This is a genomic window from Pandoraea anhela (assembly GCF_902459655.1).
GTDB lineage: Bacteria > Pseudomonadota > Gammaproteobacteria > Burkholderiales > Burkholderiaceae > Pandoraea > Pandoraea anhela.
Genome location: NZ_CABPSB010000001.1, coordinates 529,647 through 550,979 on the forward strand (window position 1 = coordinate 529,647; position 21,333 = coordinate 550,979).

Annotated in this window: 16 protein-coding genes; 2 read left to right on the plus strand and 14 right to left on the minus strand. The window is 65.1% G+C overall.

The features are described from left to right. Positions 1-69: 69 nt before the first annotated feature. Positions 70-273 (minus strand): YdcH family protein, encoded by a 204-nt coding sequence (locus PAN31108_RS02120; RefSeq protein WP_044456085.1) that lies wholly within the window; start codon positions 271-273, stop codon positions 70-72. A gap of 64 nt (positions 274-337) precedes the next feature. Next, positions 338-1,219 (minus strand): hypothetical protein, encoded by an 882-nt coding sequence (locus PAN31108_RS02125; protein ID WP_150667239.1) that lies wholly within the window; start codon positions 1,217-1,219, stop codon positions 338-340. Positions 1,220-1,348: 129 nt separating this feature from the next. Here PAN31108_RS02125 and PAN31108_RS02130 point away from each other — a divergent pair, with 129 nt between their 5' ends. Next, entirely contained in the window at positions 1,349-3,694 is a 2,346-nt protein-coding gene (locus PAN31108_RS02130; RefSeq protein WP_150667240.1) for a Tex family protein, read from the plus strand. Between the two features lie 228 nt (positions 3,695-3,922). Next, positions 3,923-4,669: a hypothetical protein gene (locus PAN31108_RS02135; RefSeq protein WP_150667241.1), complete on the plus strand. Its 747-nt coding sequence runs from the start codon at positions 3,923-3,925 to the stop codon at positions 4,667-4,669. 172 nt (positions 4,670-4,841) lie between these two features. Here PAN31108_RS02135 and PAN31108_RS02140 read toward each other — a convergent pair whose 3' ends face one another. The 12 genes from PAN31108_RS02140 to cpaB form a co-directional block, all read right to left on the minus strand. Then, on the minus strand, positions 4,842-6,734 hold the full coding sequence (locus tag PAN31108_RS02140; protein ID WP_174994805.1) for a potassium transporter Kup: 1,893 nt from the start codon (positions 6,732-6,734) through the stop codon (positions 4,842-4,844). Between the two features lie 362 nt (positions 6,735-7,096). Then, the gene (locus tag PAN31108_RS02145; RefSeq protein ID WP_150667242.1) at positions 7,097-7,822 is read right to left on the minus strand and encodes a DUF2968 domain-containing protein; all 726 of its coding nucleotides are present in this window, start codon (positions 7,820-7,822) and stop codon (positions 7,097-7,099) included. 343 nt (positions 7,823-8,165) lie between these two features. Beyond that, positions 8,166-9,569 (minus strand): sigma 54-interacting transcriptional regulator, encoded by a 1,404-nt coding sequence (locus PAN31108_RS02150; RefSeq protein WP_150667243.1) that lies wholly within the window; start codon positions 9,567-9,569, stop codon positions 8,166-8,168. Between the two features lie 284 nt (positions 9,570-9,853). Next, the gene (locus PAN31108_RS02155) at positions 9,854-11,980 is read right to left on the minus strand and encodes a pilus assembly protein TadG-related protein (RefSeq protein ID WP_150667244.1); all 2,127 of its coding nucleotides are present in this window, start codon (positions 11,978-11,980) and stop codon (positions 9,854-9,856) included. Between the two features lie 6 nt (positions 11,981-11,986). Next, positions 11,987-12,607: a DUF3613 domain-containing protein gene (locus tag PAN31108_RS02160; protein ID WP_174994806.1), complete on the minus strand. Its 621-nt coding sequence runs from the start codon at positions 12,605-12,607 to the stop codon at positions 11,987-11,989. Positions 12,608-12,708: 101 nt separating this feature from the next. Continuing rightward, entirely contained in the window at positions 12,709-13,827 is a 1,119-nt protein-coding gene (locus PAN31108_RS02165; protein ID WP_150667246.1) for a tetratricopeptide repeat protein, read from the minus strand. Positions 13,828-13,829: 2 nt separating this feature from the next. Next, positions 13,830-14,870: a type II secretion system F family protein gene (locus PAN31108_RS02170; protein WP_150667247.1), complete on the minus strand. Its 1,041-nt coding sequence runs from the start codon at positions 14,868-14,870 to the stop codon at positions 13,830-13,832. A 46-nt stretch (positions 14,871-14,916) separates the two neighbouring features. Continuing rightward, on the minus strand, positions 14,917-15,840 hold the full coding sequence (locus PAN31108_RS02175) for a type II secretion system F family protein (protein ID WP_150667248.1): 924 nt from the start codon (positions 15,838-15,840) through the stop codon (positions 14,917-14,919). Further along, positions 15,837-17,210 carry a TadA family conjugal transfer-associated ATPase gene (locus PAN31108_RS02180; RefSeq protein ID WP_150667249.1) on the minus strand — a complete coding sequence of 458 codons (1,374 nt, stop codon included), beginning with the start codon at positions 17,208-17,210 and terminating at the stop codon, positions 15,837-15,839. The genes PAN31108_RS02175 and PAN31108_RS02180 overlap by 4 nt, the downstream gene beginning before the upstream one ends. A 1-nt stretch (position 17,211) precedes the next feature. Further along, a complete protein-coding gene (locus PAN31108_RS02185) occupies positions 17,212-18,537 on the minus strand; it encodes a CpaE/TadZ family protein (RefSeq protein ID WP_150667250.1) in 1,326 nt (441 codons plus the stop codon). A 142-nt stretch (positions 18,538-18,679) separates the two neighbouring features. Further along, positions 18,680-20,014, minus strand: a complete 1,335-nt coding sequence (locus tag PAN31108_RS02190; protein ID WP_174994807.1) for a type II and III secretion system protein family protein — start codon at positions 20,012-20,014, stop codon at positions 18,680-18,682. 196 nt (positions 20,015-20,210) lie between these two features. Then, the gene (gene cpaB, locus PAN31108_RS02195) at positions 20,211-21,242 is read right to left on the minus strand and encodes a Flp pilus assembly protein CpaB (protein ID WP_150667252.1); all 1,032 of its coding nucleotides are present in this window, start codon (positions 21,240-21,242) and stop codon (positions 20,211-20,213) included. Positions 21,243-21,333: the final 91 nt, after the last annotated feature.

Genomic DNA, 21,333 nt, shown 5'->3' on the forward strand with positions numbered 1-21,333 from the left:
CCGCGCGAACGTCAGGACGCTTGTCGCTGGCGTCGCACGAATTCCCGGTTCAAGGTCCGGCGCGTCCGCTCAGGCGGGCTGGTCCGGCGTTTGCTGCACTTGCAGCAGCGTGATCGTGTCCTTGATCTTCAGACGACGCTTCTTGAGCCGGGTGACCTGAAGTTCGTCGTACGCCGGCTCCGTCAGTAGCTTGTCGATCAGGTAGTCGAGATCGCGGTGTTCGATCTGCAATTCGATGATGCGACGTCCAACGGAATGAAGATCGTGCTGCATCGTGGCAACTCTCCTGCGACTCTCAAGTGATTCCGGTTCGGCGCCAACTGTCGTTATGCGTCGCTTACTGCCCTTGCAATGCCTTCTGTGCCGGCGAGCCAGATTGCGACTCGTTGCGACGCGCATCCGACTTCTGCTGACGCTCGATGGCTTCCTGCTGTTTCTGGTTGTACTTGCGCACGTTCTCTTCGCGCTCTGCCGCCTTCTGCGCCGCCGAGGCCTTGGCCTCGTCGAGCTTCTGCTGCTGGGCGGCCTGCTTCGCATTGTACGACTCGGCATTCGCCTCGCGCTGCGGGGCCTGCCCGGTGCGCTCGGTCACTCGCTGCTGATATTCGGCCTGCTTGGCCCGATAATCGGCCACATTCTGTGCGCGCTCGGCGGCGCGCTGCGGCGCTTCGGCGGCGGTTTGCGCACGCTTCTCGGCAAGCCGCTCGTCACGCGCCTGCGCACGCGCCTTGCGCTCCTGATCCTCCAGCACCAGCCGCTGGCTGCGAATGGCCTTGAGCGCTTCGCGCTGCTCGTCGCGGGCGTTGTCGATGCAGTAGTTCACGAAGAACTTCGACGCGCACTCGTACTTCGCCTCTTCGAAACGGTAATCGACCCAGGCGCGCTGACGATCGAGCACCGCCCGGCGGCCGGCGAAATCGCTCTCGGCCGGGTGCATATCGAGGTTGTCGTCATAAGGAACGGGCTTGTCTTCCTGCGCCATGGTCGCTGCGGCGCTGGCCCGGCTGGCGGACGACGGCGTGCGGTCGGCCGTGGCATCGAACGGCACAAGCGGCACGCGCAGTTGCTCGGTCGTGCGTCCGGCGGACTCGACGGCCGACAACCCCTGTGCGAACGCGGCGCCAGGCACGAGGGCGGCCGTCGCAATACCCAATACGGCGCCCGCGGCGATCCGCGTGCGGGCCGGACGGCTGGAAAGCCGACGCAGATTCAATCGCAAAAACAATTTTTCGAAGGAAATCATGAGGTTGAGCAGAGTGATGCCAAATTTTAGCATTGCCTGCCCGGACGCGCCCGCGGTTTATGGCAAAATGCCCCGCTTCTGGCACTTGGGTAACTCGCAACACTCATGACGCAAAACGTAGCCCTTCAGATCGTTCAACGCATCGCCGACGAACTCAGCGTGCAGCCGCGTCAGGTCGCCGCCGCCGTGCAACTGCTGGACGAAGGCGCCACCGTGCCCTTCATCGCTCGCTATCGTAAGGAGGTGACCGATAACCTCGATGACACGCAACTGCGCACGCTCGAAGAGCGCCTGCTGTATCTGCGCGAACTGGAAGATCGCCGCGCGGCGATTCTCGCGAGCATCGAGGAGCAAGGCAAGCTGACGGACGAACTGCGCACCGCCATCGTCGCAGCCGACACGAAGCAGACGCTCGAAGACCTTTATCTCCCTTACAAGCCGAAGCGCCGCACCCGCGCGCAAATCGCCCGCGAAGCCGGTCTCGAACCGCTCGCACAGGCCTTGCTCACCGATCCGACGCTCGACCCGCAAGTCGAAGCCGCCAAGTTCGTCGACGCCGAGAAAGGTGTCGCGGACATCAAGGCTGCGCTCGACGGCGCCCGCGACATCCTGTCGGAACAATTCGGCGAGACGGCCGAGCTGCTCGGCAAGTTGCGCGATTACCTGTGGCATCAGGGTGTCGTGTCGTCGAAGGTCGTCGAAGGCAAGGAAAGCGAGGAAGGCGAGAAATTCCGCGATTACTACGACTACGCCGAGCCGATCGCTGCGGTGCCGTCGCACCGCGCGCTCGCCCTCTTCCGAGGCCGCAATCTCGGCATCCTGATGGTCAAGCTGGGCCTCGGCGAAGAACTCGATGCGCAGATCCCGCACCCATGCGAAGGCGTGATCGCCGGACACTTCGGCATTCGCCAGCAGAACCGCGCCGCCGACAAATGGCTGGCGGACGTCTGCCGCTGGTGCTGGCGCGTGAAGGTGCAGCCGCACCTCGAATCGGAACTGCTCACGCAGATTCGCGAGAGCGCCGAGAGCGAAGCCATCCGCGTGTTTGCCCGCAACCTCAAGGCGCTGCTGCTCGCTGCGCCGGCCGGCCCGAAGGGCGTGATCGGCCTGGACCCGGGCCTGCGCACCGGCGTGAAGGTGGCGGTGGTCGATCCGACCGGCAAGCTGCTGGGCACCGACACCATCTATCCGCACGAACCGCGTCGCGATTGGGACGGCTCGCTCGCCCGCCTCTCGAAGATCGCCGCCGCAACCGGTGCCCAGCTCGTGAGCATCGGCAACGGCACCGCGTCGCGTGAGACGGACAAGCTCGCGCTGGAACTGATCAAGCGGCATCCGGAACTGAAGCTCCAGAAGATCGTGGTGTCCGAGGCTGGCGCATCGGTGTATTCGGCGTCCGAATTCGCCGCGAAGGAATTTCCCGAACTCGACGTCTCGCTGCGGGGCGCGGTCTCGATCGCCCGCCGTCTGCAAGATCCTCTGGCGGAACTCGTCAAGATCGAGCCGAAGGCCATCGGCGTGGGTCAGTATCAGCACGACGTGAACCAACGTGAACTGGCGCGCATGCTCGACGCCGTCGTCGAAGATTGCGTGAACGCCGTGGGCGTGGACGTCAACACCGCGTCCGCTCCGCTGCTCGCCCGCGTGTCGGGTCTGAACAGCACGCTCGCGAAGAACATCGTGGACTTCCGCGACAGCAACGGCCTGTTTGCCAACCGCGAGGCGCTGAAGAAGGTGCCGCGCCTGGGCGACAAAACGTTCGAGCAGGCGGCCGGCTTTCTGCGCGTGAACGGTGGCGACAACCCGCTGGACCGTTCGTCGGTTCACCCGGAAGCGTATCCGGTCGTGGAGCGCATTCTCGCCAAGATCAAGAAGTCGATCGGCGACGTGATGGGTAACGGCTCGGTCGTGCGCAGCGTATCGCCGGCGGAGTTCGTCGACGAACGCTTCGGTCTGCCGACGGTCAAGGACATCCTGACCGAACTCGAAAAGCCGGGCCGCGACCCGCGTCCCGAGTTCAAGACGGCGACGTTCCAGGAAGGCGTCGAGAAGCTGACCGACCTGAAGCCGGGCATGCAACTCGAAGGCGTGGTGACGAACGTCGCGGCCTTCGGCGCGTTCATCGACATCGGCGTACATCAGGACGGCCTCGTCCACGTCTCGGCCATGTCGACGAAGTTCATCAAGGATCCGCACGAAGTCGTGAAGGCCGGCGACATCGTGAAGGTCAAGGTGCTCGAAGTCGACCCGCGTCGCCAGCGCATCTCGCTCACCATGCGTCTGAACGACGATCTGCCGGTGGCGGGCAGCAGCGACCGTCCGAGCAGTGGCGGCGCGCCGCGCGGCGGGAACGGCGGTGGCGGCCAACGTGGCGGTAACGGCGGTGGACGTCAGCGTGAACCGGAACCGGTCAACGCCATGGCGGCGGCCTTCGCGAAGCTCAAACGCTGATCGGCGGATGTGGCGCTGCGGCGCGGCGAGCAGCACGCCCCGCCGCAACGCGCCGCCGGCGCCCCTCCGGCCCATGTGAAAAAGCCCATTCTTTCGAGTGGGCTTTTTTTCGTCTTTCCGCCACCGCATACGCACCAAATCTGCAAGCGTGGGGTGTCACAACGGTCACACAATCCCGAATATTTGCCGGCCCGCATGGCTCGCGAGCCGCACGTCCGAGGAGTCGCGATGATCGCCAACCTTTGCACCGAGGCATTGCCACTGGCTACGGCCACCGCTGCCGATTCGATGACGCGCTTCTGCGAGGCCCTCGTCACCCCGAGCGAAAGCAACGTGCGCGCGGCCTTCACAGGGCTCGCCGAATACGCCGAAACCCTCGGGGCGAATCATGCCGCGCGGGCGCATGTCGCAAGACAGGCGAAGACGCTGCTCGAACTCGCGCTCTCCCACGGCGTGCTGATCACCCCCTTCCCCTGTCAGCAGGCGGGCGCGGACAGCATCGGATACGCGCTGGGCGCAACGGGCGCGACGAACGACAGGTCATCCCTGCTCGACGCATTGACCGCCGACTTGCTTTACCCGCCCGACTTCGATGTCGCGGCCACGGCCCTGTTTGCCGACATTCAGGCCTTCTGCTCGGCAGACACCTGGGTAGACGTTACATCCGAGCCGTCCTCGCCGCCGTGTCACGACCTGCTGCCGCCCGAGATTTCAGCGCGCAGCATTGCCGTCTTCTGGAATGCGCAACATCCGCTGCTCTTCGTCAAGGACGATGCCTCGCCCTTCTGGAGCTACAAGCCGGGCGACGGCAAGGAGGCGTGCGGCTACCTCTGGCACAACACGGGGCGCTATCCGGTCAATATCGACGATGACGTCATGACGTCGTTGGCTACGGGAACGGCTGCCTTCGGCAATCGGGAACGGTTCGTCTGCTACGCGCTGCTACAGAGCCCTAGCGCCTTGCCGAACGCGTAAGCGTGTAAGCGTTTCAGGGTTTAGATGCGTGGGCGCGTGAGCGCTGACGCTGTCGGCGCGGCATGAGATGTCTGCGGGAGCCGACGTCTCAGTGGGCACAGACGCTTCGCACACTACGCAGTATGGGATGACGCCCGCCCTGGCGACTTGAGACCGGTGGCGGGCGCGTGTGTCAGATCTCGATCTTCGTTCCCAGCTCGACCACGCGGTTCGCGGGAATGCTGAAGAAGTCGGTCGGTTTGGCGGCGTTCTGATGCATCCATGCGAACAGGCGTTCGCGCCAGATGGACATCCCCGGCAGCTTGGTCGGCACGACCGTCTCGCGCGCGAGGAAGAAAGACGTATCCATCAGTTCGAAGTGCATATCGGTCTTCTCTTCGAGCAGATGAAGCACTTCCTTCACATCCGGCGTTTCGTTGAAGCCGAACGTCGCGACCACGCTGAACAACCCGCCCGAATGGTCCTTGACCTCGATGCGGCTGGCGTCTTCGGCGTACGGCACGTCCAGCGTCCGGAACGTCAGGAAGATCGTGCGTTCATGCAGGATACGGTTGTGTTTGAGGTTGTGCAGCAAACTCACCGGCACCAGCGTGTTGCCCCCGGTCAGGTAGATGGCAGTGCCCGCCACGCGATGTGGCGGATGCGCCAGCAGGCCTTGCAGGAACGGTCCCAGCGGAATCCCGTCGGCGGCCGTACGCTCGCGCAGCAGTTGGCGACCTTTATGCCACGTCATCAGCATGAAGAACAGGAATGCGCCCAGCGCCAGCGGCAGCCAACCGCCCTCCTCGACCTTGATCAGGTTCGCACCGAAGAACGCGAAGTCGACCACGAGGAAGCCCGTGATGATGAGTGCGACGAGGAACTTGTTCCAGTTCCAGACCTTGACCATGACCACGCAGGCGAGAATCGTCGTGATGACCATCGTCGTCGTCACGGCAATGCCGTAAGCCGCTGCCAGATTGCTCGACGACTTGAACGCCAGCACGATCCAGATGATGACCAGCAGCAGCGACCAGTTGATCACCGGCATGTAGATCTGACCGATCTCGCGATCCGAGGTGTGGAGAATCTTCATGCGCGGCACGTAGCCGAGTTGTATTGCCTGGCTCGTGAGCGAAAACGCCCCCGAGATCACCGCTTGCGACGCGATCACGGTCGCGGCCGTCGCCACGATCACGAGCGGCAGCAGCGCCCAGTCAGGCGCGAGCAGAAAGAAAGGGTTCTCGATGGCCTTCGGATTCGACAGCAGCAACGCGCCCTGACCGAAGTAGTTCAGCGCCAGCGCGGGGAAAACGAGGACCGACCAGGCAAAACGAATCGGACGAATGCCGAAGTGGCCCATATCCGCATAAAGCGCCTCGGCGCCGGTCAGCACGAGAAACACGGAACCGAGCACGATATACGCTTGCAGCGCGTGGGTACGGATGAAATGGATGCCGTAGTACGGGTTGATCGCCTTCACGATCTCCGGGGCAAGCACCATGTTGTAGACGCCCAGCACGCCGAGAATGATGAACCAGAGCACCATGACCGGGCCGAACAGGCGTCCGACCTTCGCGGTGCCGGACTTCTGCATCGAGAAGAGCACGATCAGGATGACGATCGTGATCGGCAGCACGAACCGGGAGAGCGACGGCGCAGCGATTTCCAGCCCCTCGACCGCCGACATCACGGAGATGGCAGGGGTAATGACCGCATCGCCATAGAACATGCAGGCGCCGAACATCCCCAGCATCATCAGGACGGAGGCCCATCGGCTGCCGGCCCTCACACTACGCAGGCTAAGCGCCATGAGCGCGAGCACCCCACCTTCACCGCGGTTGTCCGCGCGCATCACGAACAAGACGTATTTCAGGGAAACGACGATCACCAACGCCCAGAAGAGCAGCGAGATAATGCCGAACACGGCCTGTTGATCAAACGGAATGCCGTGCTGCGGATCGAAACATTCCTTGAGCGCATAGAGCGGGCTGGTGCCGATATCGCCGAAGACCACGCCGATGGCCGCCACCATGAGCGCGGGCATGGCCTGAGGGCGCTGCCCGTGTCGAATGTTTTGCGTCATAAGGTTTGGGTAATCGCTTTATTGCGCTGCACAAAATGGGCGCTATTCTAACTGGGCGCCGGTTCCCTCGCCAGCCCGGGCAGTTCCTGATCGCCGGGCCTGTGACACGACATGCTCCGCTAGGATATGACGAGCCGGACGCCGTGACCAGTCCCGCACCGCAAGGGTTTTGCCCATCCCGTATGCCCGGCGGCCTGCCCAAGCGGCACCGCATTTCCAGTTGCAAATGCGCGACATATGCCGGGCATGCGCGATTCGCGAGTCGACAGCCTCGTCAATTGCGTGTAGCGATGCACCGTCCCAAAACGAAAAAAGCCGCCCGAAGGCGGCTTTCTCACATATTGGGACATCTGCCCATCGGCTTAGCGACGGCGCGAGGTCTTCTTCGACGACCCCTTGACCGAACGCACGAGGTCCGAATCGACGCTGTTCTGCTGCGCTTCCAGCGATCGGATCTGCCCCTGCACGTCGCTCAGGCGAATACGCGCCGCGCTACGCTCGGTCTCGAGGGCCGCTGCCTGCTCACGTACGGCCTGCTGGTTCTGCGCGAGTGCCTGCTCCTGCTGACGCTGGATGGCAAGATCGTTCTGCACGGCGTTCAGACGCGTTTCGCTCTCGGCCAACTGACGCTCGATCATCGCCTTCTGGGCTTCGAGCTTGATACGGCTGATCTCGACGTCGGCGAGCACCTGCGTCTGATGCACGAAGTCGGCATACAGGGCCTCGGCCTTCTTCTCATTATTGAGCTTGACCACGCGCCAGAACTGGCCTTCGTGGAACAGGGCGACGTAGTAACCCAGCGTTTGCGGGTAGAACAGCAGACTTGCGCCATAACGCCCGTTGTAGGTCGTGCGCAGTTCGGTGACTTCCTTGTTCTGAATGCGATCGCGCAGTTCCTGGATCGTGCCAGATGCCGCTGCCGGGGCGTTAGCCGATTGTGCAGGCACTGCCGGAGCTGCAATTTGCGCGGACGTCGCCCCCGTGACATCACGGACCGCGTCGGCAGCCATCGCTGACGTTCCCCAGGCTGCCAGGCATGCCACCCCCACGCCCCACCACAACCGCCCCCGGCAATCACTGATTTTCATCTGATCTGTTTTCCTGTTATCGACCGGATCGTTGCACGACCCTTATTCGTCGCATTCATTCGCCACCCCGGACTCCGTCCCGAGGATCTGATACCTGCGTATTTGTGGAATGATAACCGCATGCCCGCAATAGCCGCCAATTCTATCCATTGAGACGCGCACTTCCAAGCAGGGAATGCGTTATTGTGCCGCCGTGATTTCATCTGTTGATACGGCGCAACTCAAGGCGACCCCGACTTCCGCCGAGCGGAAACTGCTTGTCGGAAAAATCCCGTCATTGAAAGTCACATCCAGATATTACCCACGCACGACGCGTGGGGTTCAACCCCGCGTGGGACGGGGCTCATCCCTCGAACTCGCTGGCCAGCTCCGAGTCGTTGCCGAGAATCTGATATTTGCGCATCTTTTCCCACAGGACCTTACGGCTGATGCCCAGCGCATTGGCGGTGTCCTGCCGCCGCCAGCCGTTCGCATCGAGCGCCGCGACGATCCGCGCGCGCTCGGTAGCATCCCAGCGGGCGCGTTCGCGATCGCCCGGCCCGCCGCCGCGCGAGGCGTCGTCGGGTCGCGCCACCGAGCCCATCGACAGGGCGTCGAAGATCGGTCGGATACGGCGCTCGTCCCAGCCGCCCAGTTGCCGGTAGATGATGCCCACGCGCTCGGCAATATTGCGCATCTCACGCACATTCCCGGGAAACAGCCCGCCCTCGACCAGTTCGCGCAGCCAGCCGGGCACCTGCGCCCCGATCTCGCTATCGCCGACGACCTTGCCGAGATACGCGGTGAAAACGGCCAGCTTGTCGACCGGCCCGCGCTCTTCAAGACTGGGGATGTGCAACTCGATCACCGCCAGACGATAAAACAGGTCGGCACGGAACAATTCGTCGCGCACCATAGACTTAAGGTTCTTGTTGGTCGCCGCCACCAGACGGAAGTCGAGCTTCACGGGCTGCGCGGACCCCAGGCGCGTCACCGCGCTGTCTTCCAGCACCCGAAGCAACTTGACCTGCTGGTACAGCGGCAAGTCGCCGATTTCGTCGAGAAAGAGCGTGCCGTCGTTGGCCTGTTCGAAATAGCCCTTGTGCGAGTAAAGCGCTCCCGTGAACGCACCTTTGGCGTGACCGAAGAAGTGGGACTCGAACAGGCCGTCGGGAATCGCCCCGCAGTTCACTGCAACAAAGGGCCCTTTCCCGTAATGACTCTGCTTGTCGTGCAGCAAACGCGCGATGCGCTCCTTGCCCACGCCGGTCTCTCCATGGATCAGGACGTTCGAATCGCAATCGGCGAAAGCGTCCACCTCGGCAAGCAGGCCGAGCATGGCGCTCGACTGCGCAACGAGCGGGTCGGTCGGCGTGGGCGCCTGATCGGCCTCGGCGATTGCGCCGGAGAGTTTGAAGATGAGCGTGCGCAGTTCCGCACCGGAGAAATCCAGCGTGAGAATGTTGCTGTACTCGGGCGGGAATACCCGTCCGTCGTTCTCGCGCGGGGTTGTCGCGACCCAGATCACCGGCATGCCGTGGCCGAGCTGCCATTCGTTCGCATTGGTCGACGCGCCCTCGATCACGGACACGCTCACGACCGCGATGGACGGACGCGCACGAGTGCGCTCGCGCGACAGGTCGATGCCATCGGCGCGAATGACTTCCATGTCGAAGCTCGCGAGGCAGTGGGACACACGGTCGGCAATATCCGACTTGCCCTCCCACACGTACACGTCGAGATCTTCACGTACTGGCTTGCTTTTCATGCTTATCCGCTCGTTGGCGAACGCCCCCCGGCGTTCGTCATGATGAAGTTCAGTGCGCTGGCCCGGCCCCATTTCGGGCATCACTGATCGTTTTGTTCGTCATGCGCTGCGTCAACTCCCTCTTGCCCGGCATCTTCGATCGCTGCGACGCCGCCACGCCCCCGACACCCGTGACACCCGTGTCGTCCAGGACATCTGCGACATCCGAAACGTCGTGCGCATCACCACCGCTGCGTCTCGACAGTCTCGGCAGTCTCGGCGCCCTCACCCGCGTTCGGGCGCCGCTAATACACCAGTTGCACCAGCCCGTTCTGACAATTGATGCTGTCCACCGTGACCGTCGTCATGCCCAACGTGATACCCAGCGACGACAGCAGGGTGTTGAGCACGTTGCTCAACGGCGTGAGCAGCGGATTGAGCAAGGTGTACAGCACACTGCCGAGCACCGGTGAAATATCCGAGGTCCCGATCGAGCCCGAGACCGCATTGATGCGGCACTGGTTGGCGTTGCCCGACAGATTGCACAGCAAATCGGAGACGCCGCCGAGCAACCCCGTCACGATGCCGCCCAGGGTGTTGACGAGTCCTGTGACCAGCCCCCCCACGCCGCCCACCACCTGCGGCAGATTGAGCGAGAGCACGCCGCCAAGCGTCGTGCCCAGCGCGTTGGTCGTCGTCTTCAAGCCGGCGGCGGCCGTACTCAGGAAAGCGTTGACTGTGGAAATCGACGACCCGGCGAGTGCGAACGGCACGTTGTTCACCAGCCCGGTGCCGATGGTGCCCGACGTCGACGTTCCGCCTGCGCTCACATCGAGCGAGAGGCCCGTGAGCAATGCGCTCACGATCTGACTCAGATTCACGCTCGACCCGATCGGCCCGACTTTCTGCGGGAACGGGCCGGTGAAGGTGATCGGCGCGGGCGAGTTCGTCACGAGCGACAGGTTGACGTTCGCCCCGACGTTGATGAGGCCGAGCAGCGTCGCGATATTCGTGCGCTGGGTCATGAGCGTGGTGCAGCTCGCCGGGTTGGTCTGCACGTTGACGCCTGGCGCGGTGCCGCCCACACACACGTTCACCAATCCGGAGTTGACCTGTAACGTGGTCGATGGCGTGGCGCCGCATTGCAGGGCCGTCACGGTCGCGGTCGACTGGGCCACTTCAAGCACCAGCGGCAGATTCAGTTGCGTGCCCACGGCACTGAGAATTCCGGCGAGCGGCCCCGCCGACGACGCCGCCGAGTTGACCGTCAGAAACAACCGCACCTGTGCGGTCGTCGCCGTGGCACCGACCCCGCCCACGCCGATCTGCGGCGGGGAGATCACTCGCGCCACGACAGACACGGTGCCGCCGAGAATCGAGAGCGACGGAACGGCGACCGCGTTATTGCCGTTCGCCCCGACCACGGCGGCGGTAATCAGATCGGAGACGCCGACATTTGCGCTCAGCGCGTTCGCCGCGCCGACCCCGGCGGCATCGATATTCGCGATGACGCCGGGCGACGTCGCAGTGCCGAGCAGGTTGACGGGCAAGTTCAGCACGGGGCTGTTCGCGAACACGTTGATGAGGTTGTTCATCGCGGTGACGGATACGGACAGCGCGCCGTTCTGCGTGGCGAGCGCCGTATTCGTCGCATTCAGCAACGAGCCTACCGTGAGATTCTTCACGGCGGCCACGCCCGAGAGCGATGCGACACTGACGTCACCCGTCACCGGCACGCCCAGCGCCTGCAACAGCCCCTTGGGCGTGATGTTCACCCCCACGAGCTGCTGCGCTGCGCCGACGTACAGCGACGGCGTGATACCGATCGAACTGAGCAACGGCGCGAGCACCGAATTGTTGGCGTTGAGCGCCAGCAGTCCGGAATCGACGGTGAACGTGACGACCGCAGGCGCTTTGCGCGCAATGGCATTGGCCGCAATCGTGCGTGTGCCCGCCAGTTGGAAGAACGACGGCACACCGAGCGTAAGCGTGACCGAGACGGCGTTGCCGCTCGCCGCGTTCGCAGACGTTGCCGCAACAAAGGTGCCGGGCGTGCTCGACGACGCCGCCGACGTGGTCCAGATGCCGCACGACGTCGCGACGGTCAGCCCCGTGACGTTGCTACCGAGGTTCGATGTCACGTTCGCGCGCGCCACGGTGTCGTACGACGTCGCGTTGGCGCATCCCGGCAGCGTTTGCGCGCCCGCGAGCGCCGCCATATCGGCCGTGCGTTGCAGATCGCGTCGCTTCATGAACGCATAGCCGGCATCGATCGCGAATGCCAGGATCAGCACCACGATCAGGAAGATGAAGGCGAGGATCGGCACCGAGCCGCGCTGACGCGCCGGGAGCCATCCCGAACGCCGCTCACCCCTGCCCGGTGACGTGACGGCCGCTGTCTTCGTTGAGCGCCCATGCGCACGCGCTTTCATGACGCATCACTGGCTCGCGCCAGCCCCCGCCGATGTTGCAGGAGCCCCACCTCCACCGCCGCCACCGCCGCCTACGCCGTCACTCTGGATCATCGTCGCGAAGAATGCGGGGATCGGGTAATTAAAGCTGTCCAGATAACGACGGTAGGCGCGCGATGCGGTCGCACCGAGCATCGGCAGCCCGGGTCCGGCAGCGAGATTGTTCCTCTGCACCGCCAGCAATGCCTCGGTTTCGTCGCCCAGCATGCCGTCGCGGGCGGGTTCGCCGACGCGCGGCGGCGCGGTACGACGCACGACGTTGGACGGGGTGCGCGCTGCCTCCTGCGCGACCGGGGCCTGCCCGCTCGTGCCGGCAACGGCGGACGCCTGCGCAAACGTCTGCACAGATGGCTGGAGAGCCGGCGTGACAGACGATGTGACCGACGTTGTTGCCGACGGCGATGCCACGGCCCGCGCGTCGTCGCCGCCCATCGCCCCGGTGAGCGGCGTGTTGCTTTGCGCCACCGCCCCACCGCTACAGAGCGCGAACACGGCCAGTCCGATCTGCGCGAACCGTGCGGACCGGGGCGTGCGGGGTACCGGCACCAGCCGGGCGCCCGATTTTTCCTGAAGTGTCTGGCCTGCCATCATCCCATCTCCCTGAGGTTGCGCGATTGGCAACGCGTGTCCTGCCATGACCCCGACGACGCAGGCGAGCGCTCGGCGGCGATCAACGCCGCCGCCACGCCTCACTGCGAGTGCGCGAAGCGATCGAGCATCGACGTCGGCATATCGCTACGCGTGGCCTCGCCCGCGCGCGCGAGCTTGGCATCCGACGTCGCCACCTTCGTCGGTGCGGGTGCTGGCGACGCCGCCGTTTGCTGCGCAGCGTTCGTCGTACCCGGTGCGAGACGCACGACGACCGGCGCGCCGGCCGCCGCATCCGCACGCGATACCGTCGTCGCGACCGGCGCCGCCGCCGGAACCAGCGACGCTGCCGCCTGTGCCGCCGCGCGTGCAGCCGCCGCGTCCGCCGCCTGTTTGCGCGCCTGGGTATGTGCCCGGATGTCGGCAGCGAGCTTGTTGATGGCGTCGCGTGTGGCCTGCGGCATCTTGGCGCTGGTCATCATGTCTTCGGCGCGCGAGCGGTCGCCCGTCACCACCAGATACACCGCGAGATTGCTGAGCACCTTGCGGCTGTCCGGCTTGAGTTCGGCCGCCTGCGCGAGCGGCACGCGAGCGCCCGCCGCATCGCCGTTATTAAGCAAGGCAAAGCCCAGATCGCTCAGATAAAACGCCTCGGTCGGCGCGCGGTTCACCGCCTCGCGAAGCGCCTGAGCGGCTCCCGCGTAGTCTTTTCGCTGCGCCGCCACGAGCCCGATGCCGTGCCACGCGGCCGCCGCTTCGTTGCTGCCCAGCAGCGCGCGATAGGCCTGCTCGGCCGGCTCCGGCTGCCCGGTCTCGCGCAACGCGTCGGCGCGCAGAATGTCGACGTCGGGCGCGGCGCCGTACTGAATCCGGAACTGCTCGATGTGGGCGAGCGAGGCGAAATACGACCCTTGCTCCTGCGACTGGCGAATCATCGACAGATACAACTCGCGCGTATCGGGCTTGGCTGCCTTGGCGCGCTCCTCGTCGTTCTGCTGCGCCTGCATGAGGGCCGCAGCCGACGGCGCACCATAGCCGCCCAGCGTCGGCCCACTGCTGCACCCGGTCAGCACCACCACGCTCAGCCCGGCGCATAGGCCGTTACACAGCCCGGCCAACAGCCTGGTACGCGGCGCCGGCTTCAGCGAAGCCGGCCCGAAAGGCTCCCGTCTCGCGCTGCGAGGCACCGGGGGCAGCACGTCTTGCGTCTGGATCGGCATGGTCAATTCATGGCCTCCATGGATTTGGTCAGCGACAGAATCGCGGGCCCCGCGACCACGAGCATCAGCGCCGGCAACAGCGTGAGCATCATGGCCAGCGTCATCTTCACCGTGAGTTTGCCGATGCGCTCCTTCATGGTCTGACGACGCTGCTCGCGCAGGCGGTCGCTGAATTGTTGCAACGGTTCCTGCACCGCGCCGCCGTGCTGCTCGACCTGCACGATCAGCCGCACGAGCGCACGCAGGTCGTCGTTATCGTAGACCTCGCGCAACCGCCCCATCGACGCCTCGCGGCCGCGCCCCGAAGCGTACTGCCGGTTCGCGACCTCGAACTCCTTCGACAGAATCGGCAGCACCTCACGAAAATCGGAAACCACCACGTACAGGCTCTGGTCCATCGACAGGCCCACGCCCTGCAACAGACGCAGCAAATCGATGAGCAGCGGCAGTTCGTCGACCAGATCGCGACGACGCTGGCCCGCCTTGCGCTGGACGTAGAACTTCGGCGCCAGCAATCCTGCTCCCGCCGCGCCGATCAGACGCAGTATCGTGCCGAGGCCGCCGTCGCCGGCAAACCACAGCCACACGAGCAACGGCAGCACGAGCGCCAGCGCCACTCTCGAAAAGATGAACAGCGACTTGGCCCGCACGCTGTCGTAACCGCATTGCGCAAGCAGCAGGCGGTCTTCCGCCGCGATCAGGCTCTGCCCGAGGCGCGTCTCCGACCATTGCTTGCCGAGCGCCGCCGCGCGATCGAGCAACGAGCGCCAGCCCCGCTGGCGGCCCTCCGTCGTCTGCGTCGATTCGTCATCGCGATTCGCACCGGTCTGACGCAGGCCGGCCGGCGCCGTGGCGGCCCGCAGCGCCGCGAGCGCCTGTTGCTGGCGGCTCGCCAGCACCTGATCGATCATGCGGCCGCTGCGTCCCTGGCGCATCGCGCGCAACAAGATGGCCGATGCCGCCAGCAGCAGACCTGCCGCGACCATGAGCAGGCCGAGCATCATCCACGTTTGCGAATCAGCCGACAGGGACGACAGGTTCATGTGCGAGATCCTTGTGCTTCGCGATATCGACGACGCAACGCGCCGCTCAAAGCGATTTGGCCAGCCGGTACAGCACGAATCCACCGAAGACTTCCAGCCCCAGACCGATCGCGAGCAACCTCTGACCGGCGCCCTCCTGGAACATCGGCTCGAAGAATTTCGGGTTGAGCAACATCAACAACGCACTCACGACGATCGGCAACGCAGCCAGCACCCAGGCCGACATGCGCGTCTCCGACGACAACGCGAACAACTCCGCCTGCGCCTGTTCGCGGTCGCGCATGAAGCCCGACATGCGCGCCAGAATCTGGTCGGCGCGGCCGCCGAAGCGTGTCGAGAGATCGACCACCGAGGCGAACAGATAGATCTCGTCGACCTGATACACGCGGGCGATCTGTTTGAGCGCCACGTCCAGCTCGACGCCCGCCTGCACCTGGCGCACTGCCCGCTCGAGCAACTCCCGCAACGGCAGGTCCGCGTTGCCCGCCGCCGACTGGAACGCCGACGGCAAGCTGTTGCCGACGGTCAGCATGCGCACCATGCCGTCGAGGAAAATCGGTAACTGACGCACAATGTCGCGATGCCGCCGCGATGCCTTGAGCCAGTAACGGAGCACCACGCCGACGGCGTAGACGATCAGAATCACGATCGCCGACAGCGGCCCCTGCCAAACCCAGAACCCGAACGTGAGCAACACGCCCGGGACGACCAACATGGCGTAGAACGCGGCGTCTGTCTGCGCGCCCGCACGCTCGAAGAAGAACTCCCAAGGCAACGACTTGCGACGCGGCGCACGCGCTTCGGTCGTGTCGCTCCCGGCAAACCTCGGCGCGTTCTGCGCGAGTTGGCGTTCGAGGAACTCGCTCGTCGCCTGCTCGCGCGCGCGCTGGTGCGTGCGGCGCCAAAGCTCCAGCCCTGCCGCGACCAGCAGCAGCGCGATGCAGGCGGCCCACAGCACGAAGGGATTCATCGCCGGCGTCCGAAGAAGCCACCACCGCCACCCGAATCCGGCGGCACGTTGCCTTGCTGGGCCTGCGCGGCTGCGGCGGCACTGCGCGATTGCTCCTTGAAACGTTGCAGCTTGGGCGAATGCGGCTGAAGCCCGAGCGACACCCACTTGTCCTTCTCTTCGCCGTCCGGCCCGATGACCGATTCGTGGCGAAACAACTCCTGCGTGGAGATCACCGTGTCCGAAACCCCGGTGACTTCGGTGATCGAGAGAATGCGACGCCGGCCGTTCGACAAGCGGCCGATCTGCACGATGAAATCGAGCGCGCTCGTAATCTGACGGCGCAGACTGCTCTCGCTGCCCTGAAAACCGGCGAAGCCCGCCAGCATCTCCAGACGATAGAGACATTCACGCGGCGAGTTGGCGTGAATCGTCGCCATCGATCCTTCATGGCCGGTGTTCATCGCCTGCATCATTTCAAGCACTTCCGAGCCGCGCACTTCGCCCACGATGATCCGGTCCGGACGCATACGAAGACTGTTGCGAATCAGATCGCGAATCGTCACCTCGCCGGAGCCGTCGAAACCGCCCTGACGCGACTCCAGCCGCACCACATGCGGGTGGTTCAGCGACAGTTCGGCCGTGTCCTCGACCGTCACCACGCGCTCGGTCGCCGGGATGAAGCTCGCCAGCGCGTTGAGCAGCGATGTCTTGCCCGAACTCGTACCGCCCGACACCAGAATGTTGCAGCGCGAGCGCACCGCCGCTTCCAGCAAGGTGTAGATCTCCTCGTTGAAGCTGCCGAGCGCGAGCAGATCGGAGGGCTTGAGCGGATCTTTGCGGAACTTGCGAATGGAGACGACGGGGCCATCGACCGCAAGCGGTTCGATGACGACGTTCAGACGTCCGCCGTCGGGCAGGCGCGCGTCGACCATCGGATTCGATTCGTCCAGACGACGGCCGATGGGCGCGAGAATGCGGCGCACGATACGCAGCAGATGCTGGTTATCGGAGAAGCGCAACGCTTCGCGCGCGAGCACACCGCGGCGCGAGACATACACGTCGTTGTAGCCGTTGATCAGAATGTCCTCGACCGCCGCGTCGGCCAGCAAGTCCTCGATGGGGCCGAACCCGGCGAGTTCTTTGGTCAGCGCATCGGAAATCTGACGCAGTTCCGCCTCGTTGATCGGAATGCGACGCAAGCGCACGAAACCGTCCATCTCCAGATCGACGAACTGCTGAATCGCGCTACGGCTCCAGCGTCCGAATTCGGCGCCGAGTTCCTCGATGCGCGCGAGCAGATGCTCGTGCGCAGCGGTCTTGATGTCCTGAAACTGCTGTGAATTGGCGAACGCGCGCTTGTCGTCGGCGAATTCGATGGAGTCGGTCATATCAGTGCTTTCCCATGAATCGGCCCAGCCAGCTCGACGATTGGCGTTGTGCCGCGCCCCCCGCATGGTGAGCGCTGAGCAGCCGCTCCACCAATGGTTGCAGCGCGCGCACGTATGGGTCGCTGCGTGCGGTATCGATGATCAGCTTGCCCTGATTGGTCGCGGAGAGCATGGCGAGCGGACGATCCGGCAACGTGGCGAGCAGCGGCACGTCGAAGCGCTTGGCGATCTGATCGGCCGCCATGCCGTAGCGTGGGTCATAGCGGTTGAGCACGAGATGCAGGTGATCGCGCTCCACGCTTTTCTCCTCCAGGTCCCGCAACATCGAGGCCAGCGAGACGATGGCGCCTACGCTCTGGTCGACCACGAGCCACACTTCGTCGGCCGCACGCACGAGGCTGGCGACGAACGCCGGGTTCGAGAAGCCGCCGAGATCGGCGATGATCAGATCGAAAAATGCGCGCAGACGGTCGGTGAGCGCCAGCGCGTCGGCTGCGGCCACGCTGCGCATGTCGCCCAGATCGAGCGGCAACGGCAGCACGGCCAGCCCGCTGGGCGCGTGCGACACCGCCGTATGGACGAGCGTTTCGTCGAAGCGCCGCAGGTTTTGCACCGCCTCGGCGAAGCTGAACTGGCTCTGCGTGTTGAGATAAAGCAGACCGTCGCCGGACGGCAAGCCGAGATCGAGCAGCGCGACGTGGCCGAGCAGCGAGCTGTCGAACTTGTCGTCCTTGCCTGCGGTGCCGGCTTTCGCTGCCTTGGCGGCCCGCTCCGCGCGTTCCGCGCTCGTCCCCACGGACATCTCCTGCCCGAGCTGCGACAAATGCGCGGCGAGCGTGCTGCACCCCACGCCGATACGGGCGCCGAGCAGCACGACGAAGCGACCGTGCCGCTGGGGTGCAGACGCGGCCGTCACCGTCGGGGTGTGGTCGATCACGCGGCGCACGACGTCCAGGGCTTCCTCGTGCGTCGAATGCATGTCGATGAAGTCGTGAACGCCGGCGCGCAGCGCGGCTTTCATACCGTCGGCGCGTACCATCGAGCCGACCGCCACCAGCGGCAGCTTGGGCGCGATACGTTTGAGCATCTGCGCGAGTTCCGCGGCCTGCGCAATCCCGCCGTCGGGCGGCTCGTCGGCGTGACCGGTCGGCTCTCCCGAGAAGTCCAGCAACACGACCTGCGGGTCGAGATCGCCGATGCGCTGCTGCAACTGCGCCGGACGTCCGGCCTCTTGCAACACGACGCCCTCTTCGCGCAAAGCCGCCGAAAGCCACTGTCCGTGGCCGGCATGAGCACTGCAAAAAAGAAAGCGATGCAACTCAGTCATGGTGTCCAGTATTCGCGTCGGTGCGTTCATTTGTGCGCTCCTTACCACCCCATCCCGCTTCTCGCCGATGCTTCACCCGGTGTCGCTTCGCCGTCGCCCAGACGCTTCGTCTGCCTCGTCTGCACTCGATCCGGCATCGGCATTACTTCGAGAAGCCCGGCAGTTCGCTGTCGCTCGCGACCCCCATCAGATACGCGCCCCACACTTGACCCGGCCGCTTTTCGCGAGTGTCTCCCGGCAGCGGCAAGGCCACGTCCCGGGCAACCGGTTTGACGAGGCGCGGCGTCACGACGATCACCAGTTCCTTTTCGGTACTGTTGTACTTCAGATTGCGAAAAAATGCGCCGATGAGCGGCAGATCGCCGAGCAGCGGTACTTTGTCGACGGCGGCGGTCGTAGTACGCGAAATCAGACCACCGATGATGAAACTCTCGCCGTCGCCGAGTTCAACCGTCGTATCGGCCCGACGTGTGGTGATCGCCGGAATCTGTGTCGACGCGATCACCACGGCGTTCGTGTAATCCAGGTCGGACGCCTCCGGCGCGACCTTCAGTGCAATTCGGTTCGGCGAGAGGATCGTCGGGGTGACGGTCAACCCCACACCGAAGGACTTGTAGACGATTGTGGTCGTGCCCAACCCGCCGGACTGCGGCACCGGCAACTCGCCGCCGGCGAGGAAGCTGGCGCTTTGTCCCGAGAGCGCGACCAGCGTCGGCGCGGCGAGTACGCGGCCCAGCCCGTTCGTCTGCAACAGATCGATCTCTGCCGAAAGGTTGAACGCACCTCGCGTAATGGAGCCGAAGAACGAGCCGAAGTTCGATACGGACGTGCCGCCGCTACCGAAGGCCGACGCCAGTTGCGAATTCACGCCGAAGCTGCCTGAACTCGTCTTCTTCGATGCACTGAAGCTCGCCCCCAACTGATTCAGGATATTGCGGTTCACTTCCACGATCTTGACGTCGACCTGCACGACGCCCGTGTCGCCCACGGTGGAGCGATCGACGACGACACCGCCCTTGCCCGTCGCATCGACGGCTGCCGCTTGCAGGCCGCTGTGTTCCACCAGCGTGGCGGCGTGGCCCTTGATGATCGCGGCGCTGCCGCGCGCATCGACGCTGGCCCCGCCTGTGTCGCCGAGCGCGCCTTGCAGACTGCCCTGCACATGCACTTCCCAGCGCGTCGGTTCGCCGCCGCGCGGCCATGTCGACACCTGCGTCGTGCCCGCCTTCTTGCCAACGACCAGCACCGAGCCGCGCCGCCCACCCGACCCCTTGAGGACGACGATATCCGCGATTTCCGGGTCCGCGACGGCCACGCGTTCCAGCGTGCCGGCGATCTGCAGTTCGCGTTGCTCGTGAACCCCCAGCGTCAGCGAGCGCGCCCCCGGGCCGGCCGCGACCTCAGCGGCTTCGGCCATGCGTACCGCGACGCTCGCGCCGCACGCGAGCAACGCCCCAAGGCACAACAACATTCCCATGACACGTCTGGCATCTCGTCGGGCAGTGCGAACCTGGCTTCTGATCATGGTGTGGCTGTATCGGTCACTGTGTCGGTGGAGTGGCGTGGCCCGGTTCGGCGTCGTGCCGGGACGTCACTGGATCTGCGTGTCGATGCTCTCAATTCGTTTCGTCTTCGTTCGCCCGGCGTCTCGCGGGCGCCTTGCACGCTGCTGACTAATACGCGGCAGTGGAGCGCTCCGCGCCGCGCACGATCTCGATCGTGCCGCCGTTACTTCCCCCGCCAGTGCCCCCACCGCCAGGTGCACGCGGCGCGGCGAGCGCCGGCCGGCGCTGCGGTTCGCCGGCGAGCCCCGTCGTGGCGATCCCGGCATAGGCGCGGTTTTCAGGTGACTCGAGGGCCGCCCTGGTGTCGCCTGTCAGCCCCGCCTTGCTCACCAGCACCGGCGGGGGCGCAGGGAACAGCGAGGTGTCGGGTTGGGTGTCGTCGGCCGGATTGCGCAACGCCAGGGTGATCTTGCCCTGCTGGGCGCCGAGCACGAGACGGTTGACGTCTTCGATGGGCACGGCCACCACGGCGGAGGTGGCGGGCATCGGCGGCTGTGCAGGTTGCTGAGGCGGCGGCGCGCTCGACGCGGCGGTGGCGACCGTCGACGCGACGCTGGGCGTGGCAGGCGGCGGTGTCACATCGTCCAGCGACGCCGTGCCGTAGGTCAGCACGCGCACTCGCGAGGCGAGCAGGCGCGCCTGCGTATCGTCCACCAACCCGACCGTCGGGCTGCCTGCGGGCTGGTTCGTCTTCATCGTGAAGAAGACATCGACGAAATCGCCCGGACGAATGCGATTGCTGACGCCGACGGTTTCGGTGACGGGAAGCGCGACGGCGCGCTCGCCCGGCGCAAGTTGCATCGCGAGCCCGCGGGCGAGCACGTTTTGTGTCACGGGCACCCCTGCGGCGAGCGCGACGAGCGGCACGCGACCGACGACATCGGCCGGCACGCTGAAGGCAGCCGGCGTCGGGCTGTCGAATTGCGCGATCTTGACGTCCTCGGCCGTGATCGGCTTGCCGGGCGCCAATGCCCTGGCCGCCACCACGGCCGGGAAACGCTGAGTGAGCGTCTGCGTCACCGCCGAAGGCGTGGTCTGCGGCGCAGGGGCGTTCGCCGTCCCCAATCGCAACGCGAAGAGCGCCAGCACCACGCCGGCGACAACCAGCACAGCAGCGAGAATCTTGGTGGCTTTGTTCATGGCTTGGGGCCTGTCGGCCGTTCAGTCACAACTTGCGGGATGCCGGCGAACCGGCGGCATGTCAATCTCCAGCGACTTCGCGAATTCGAAT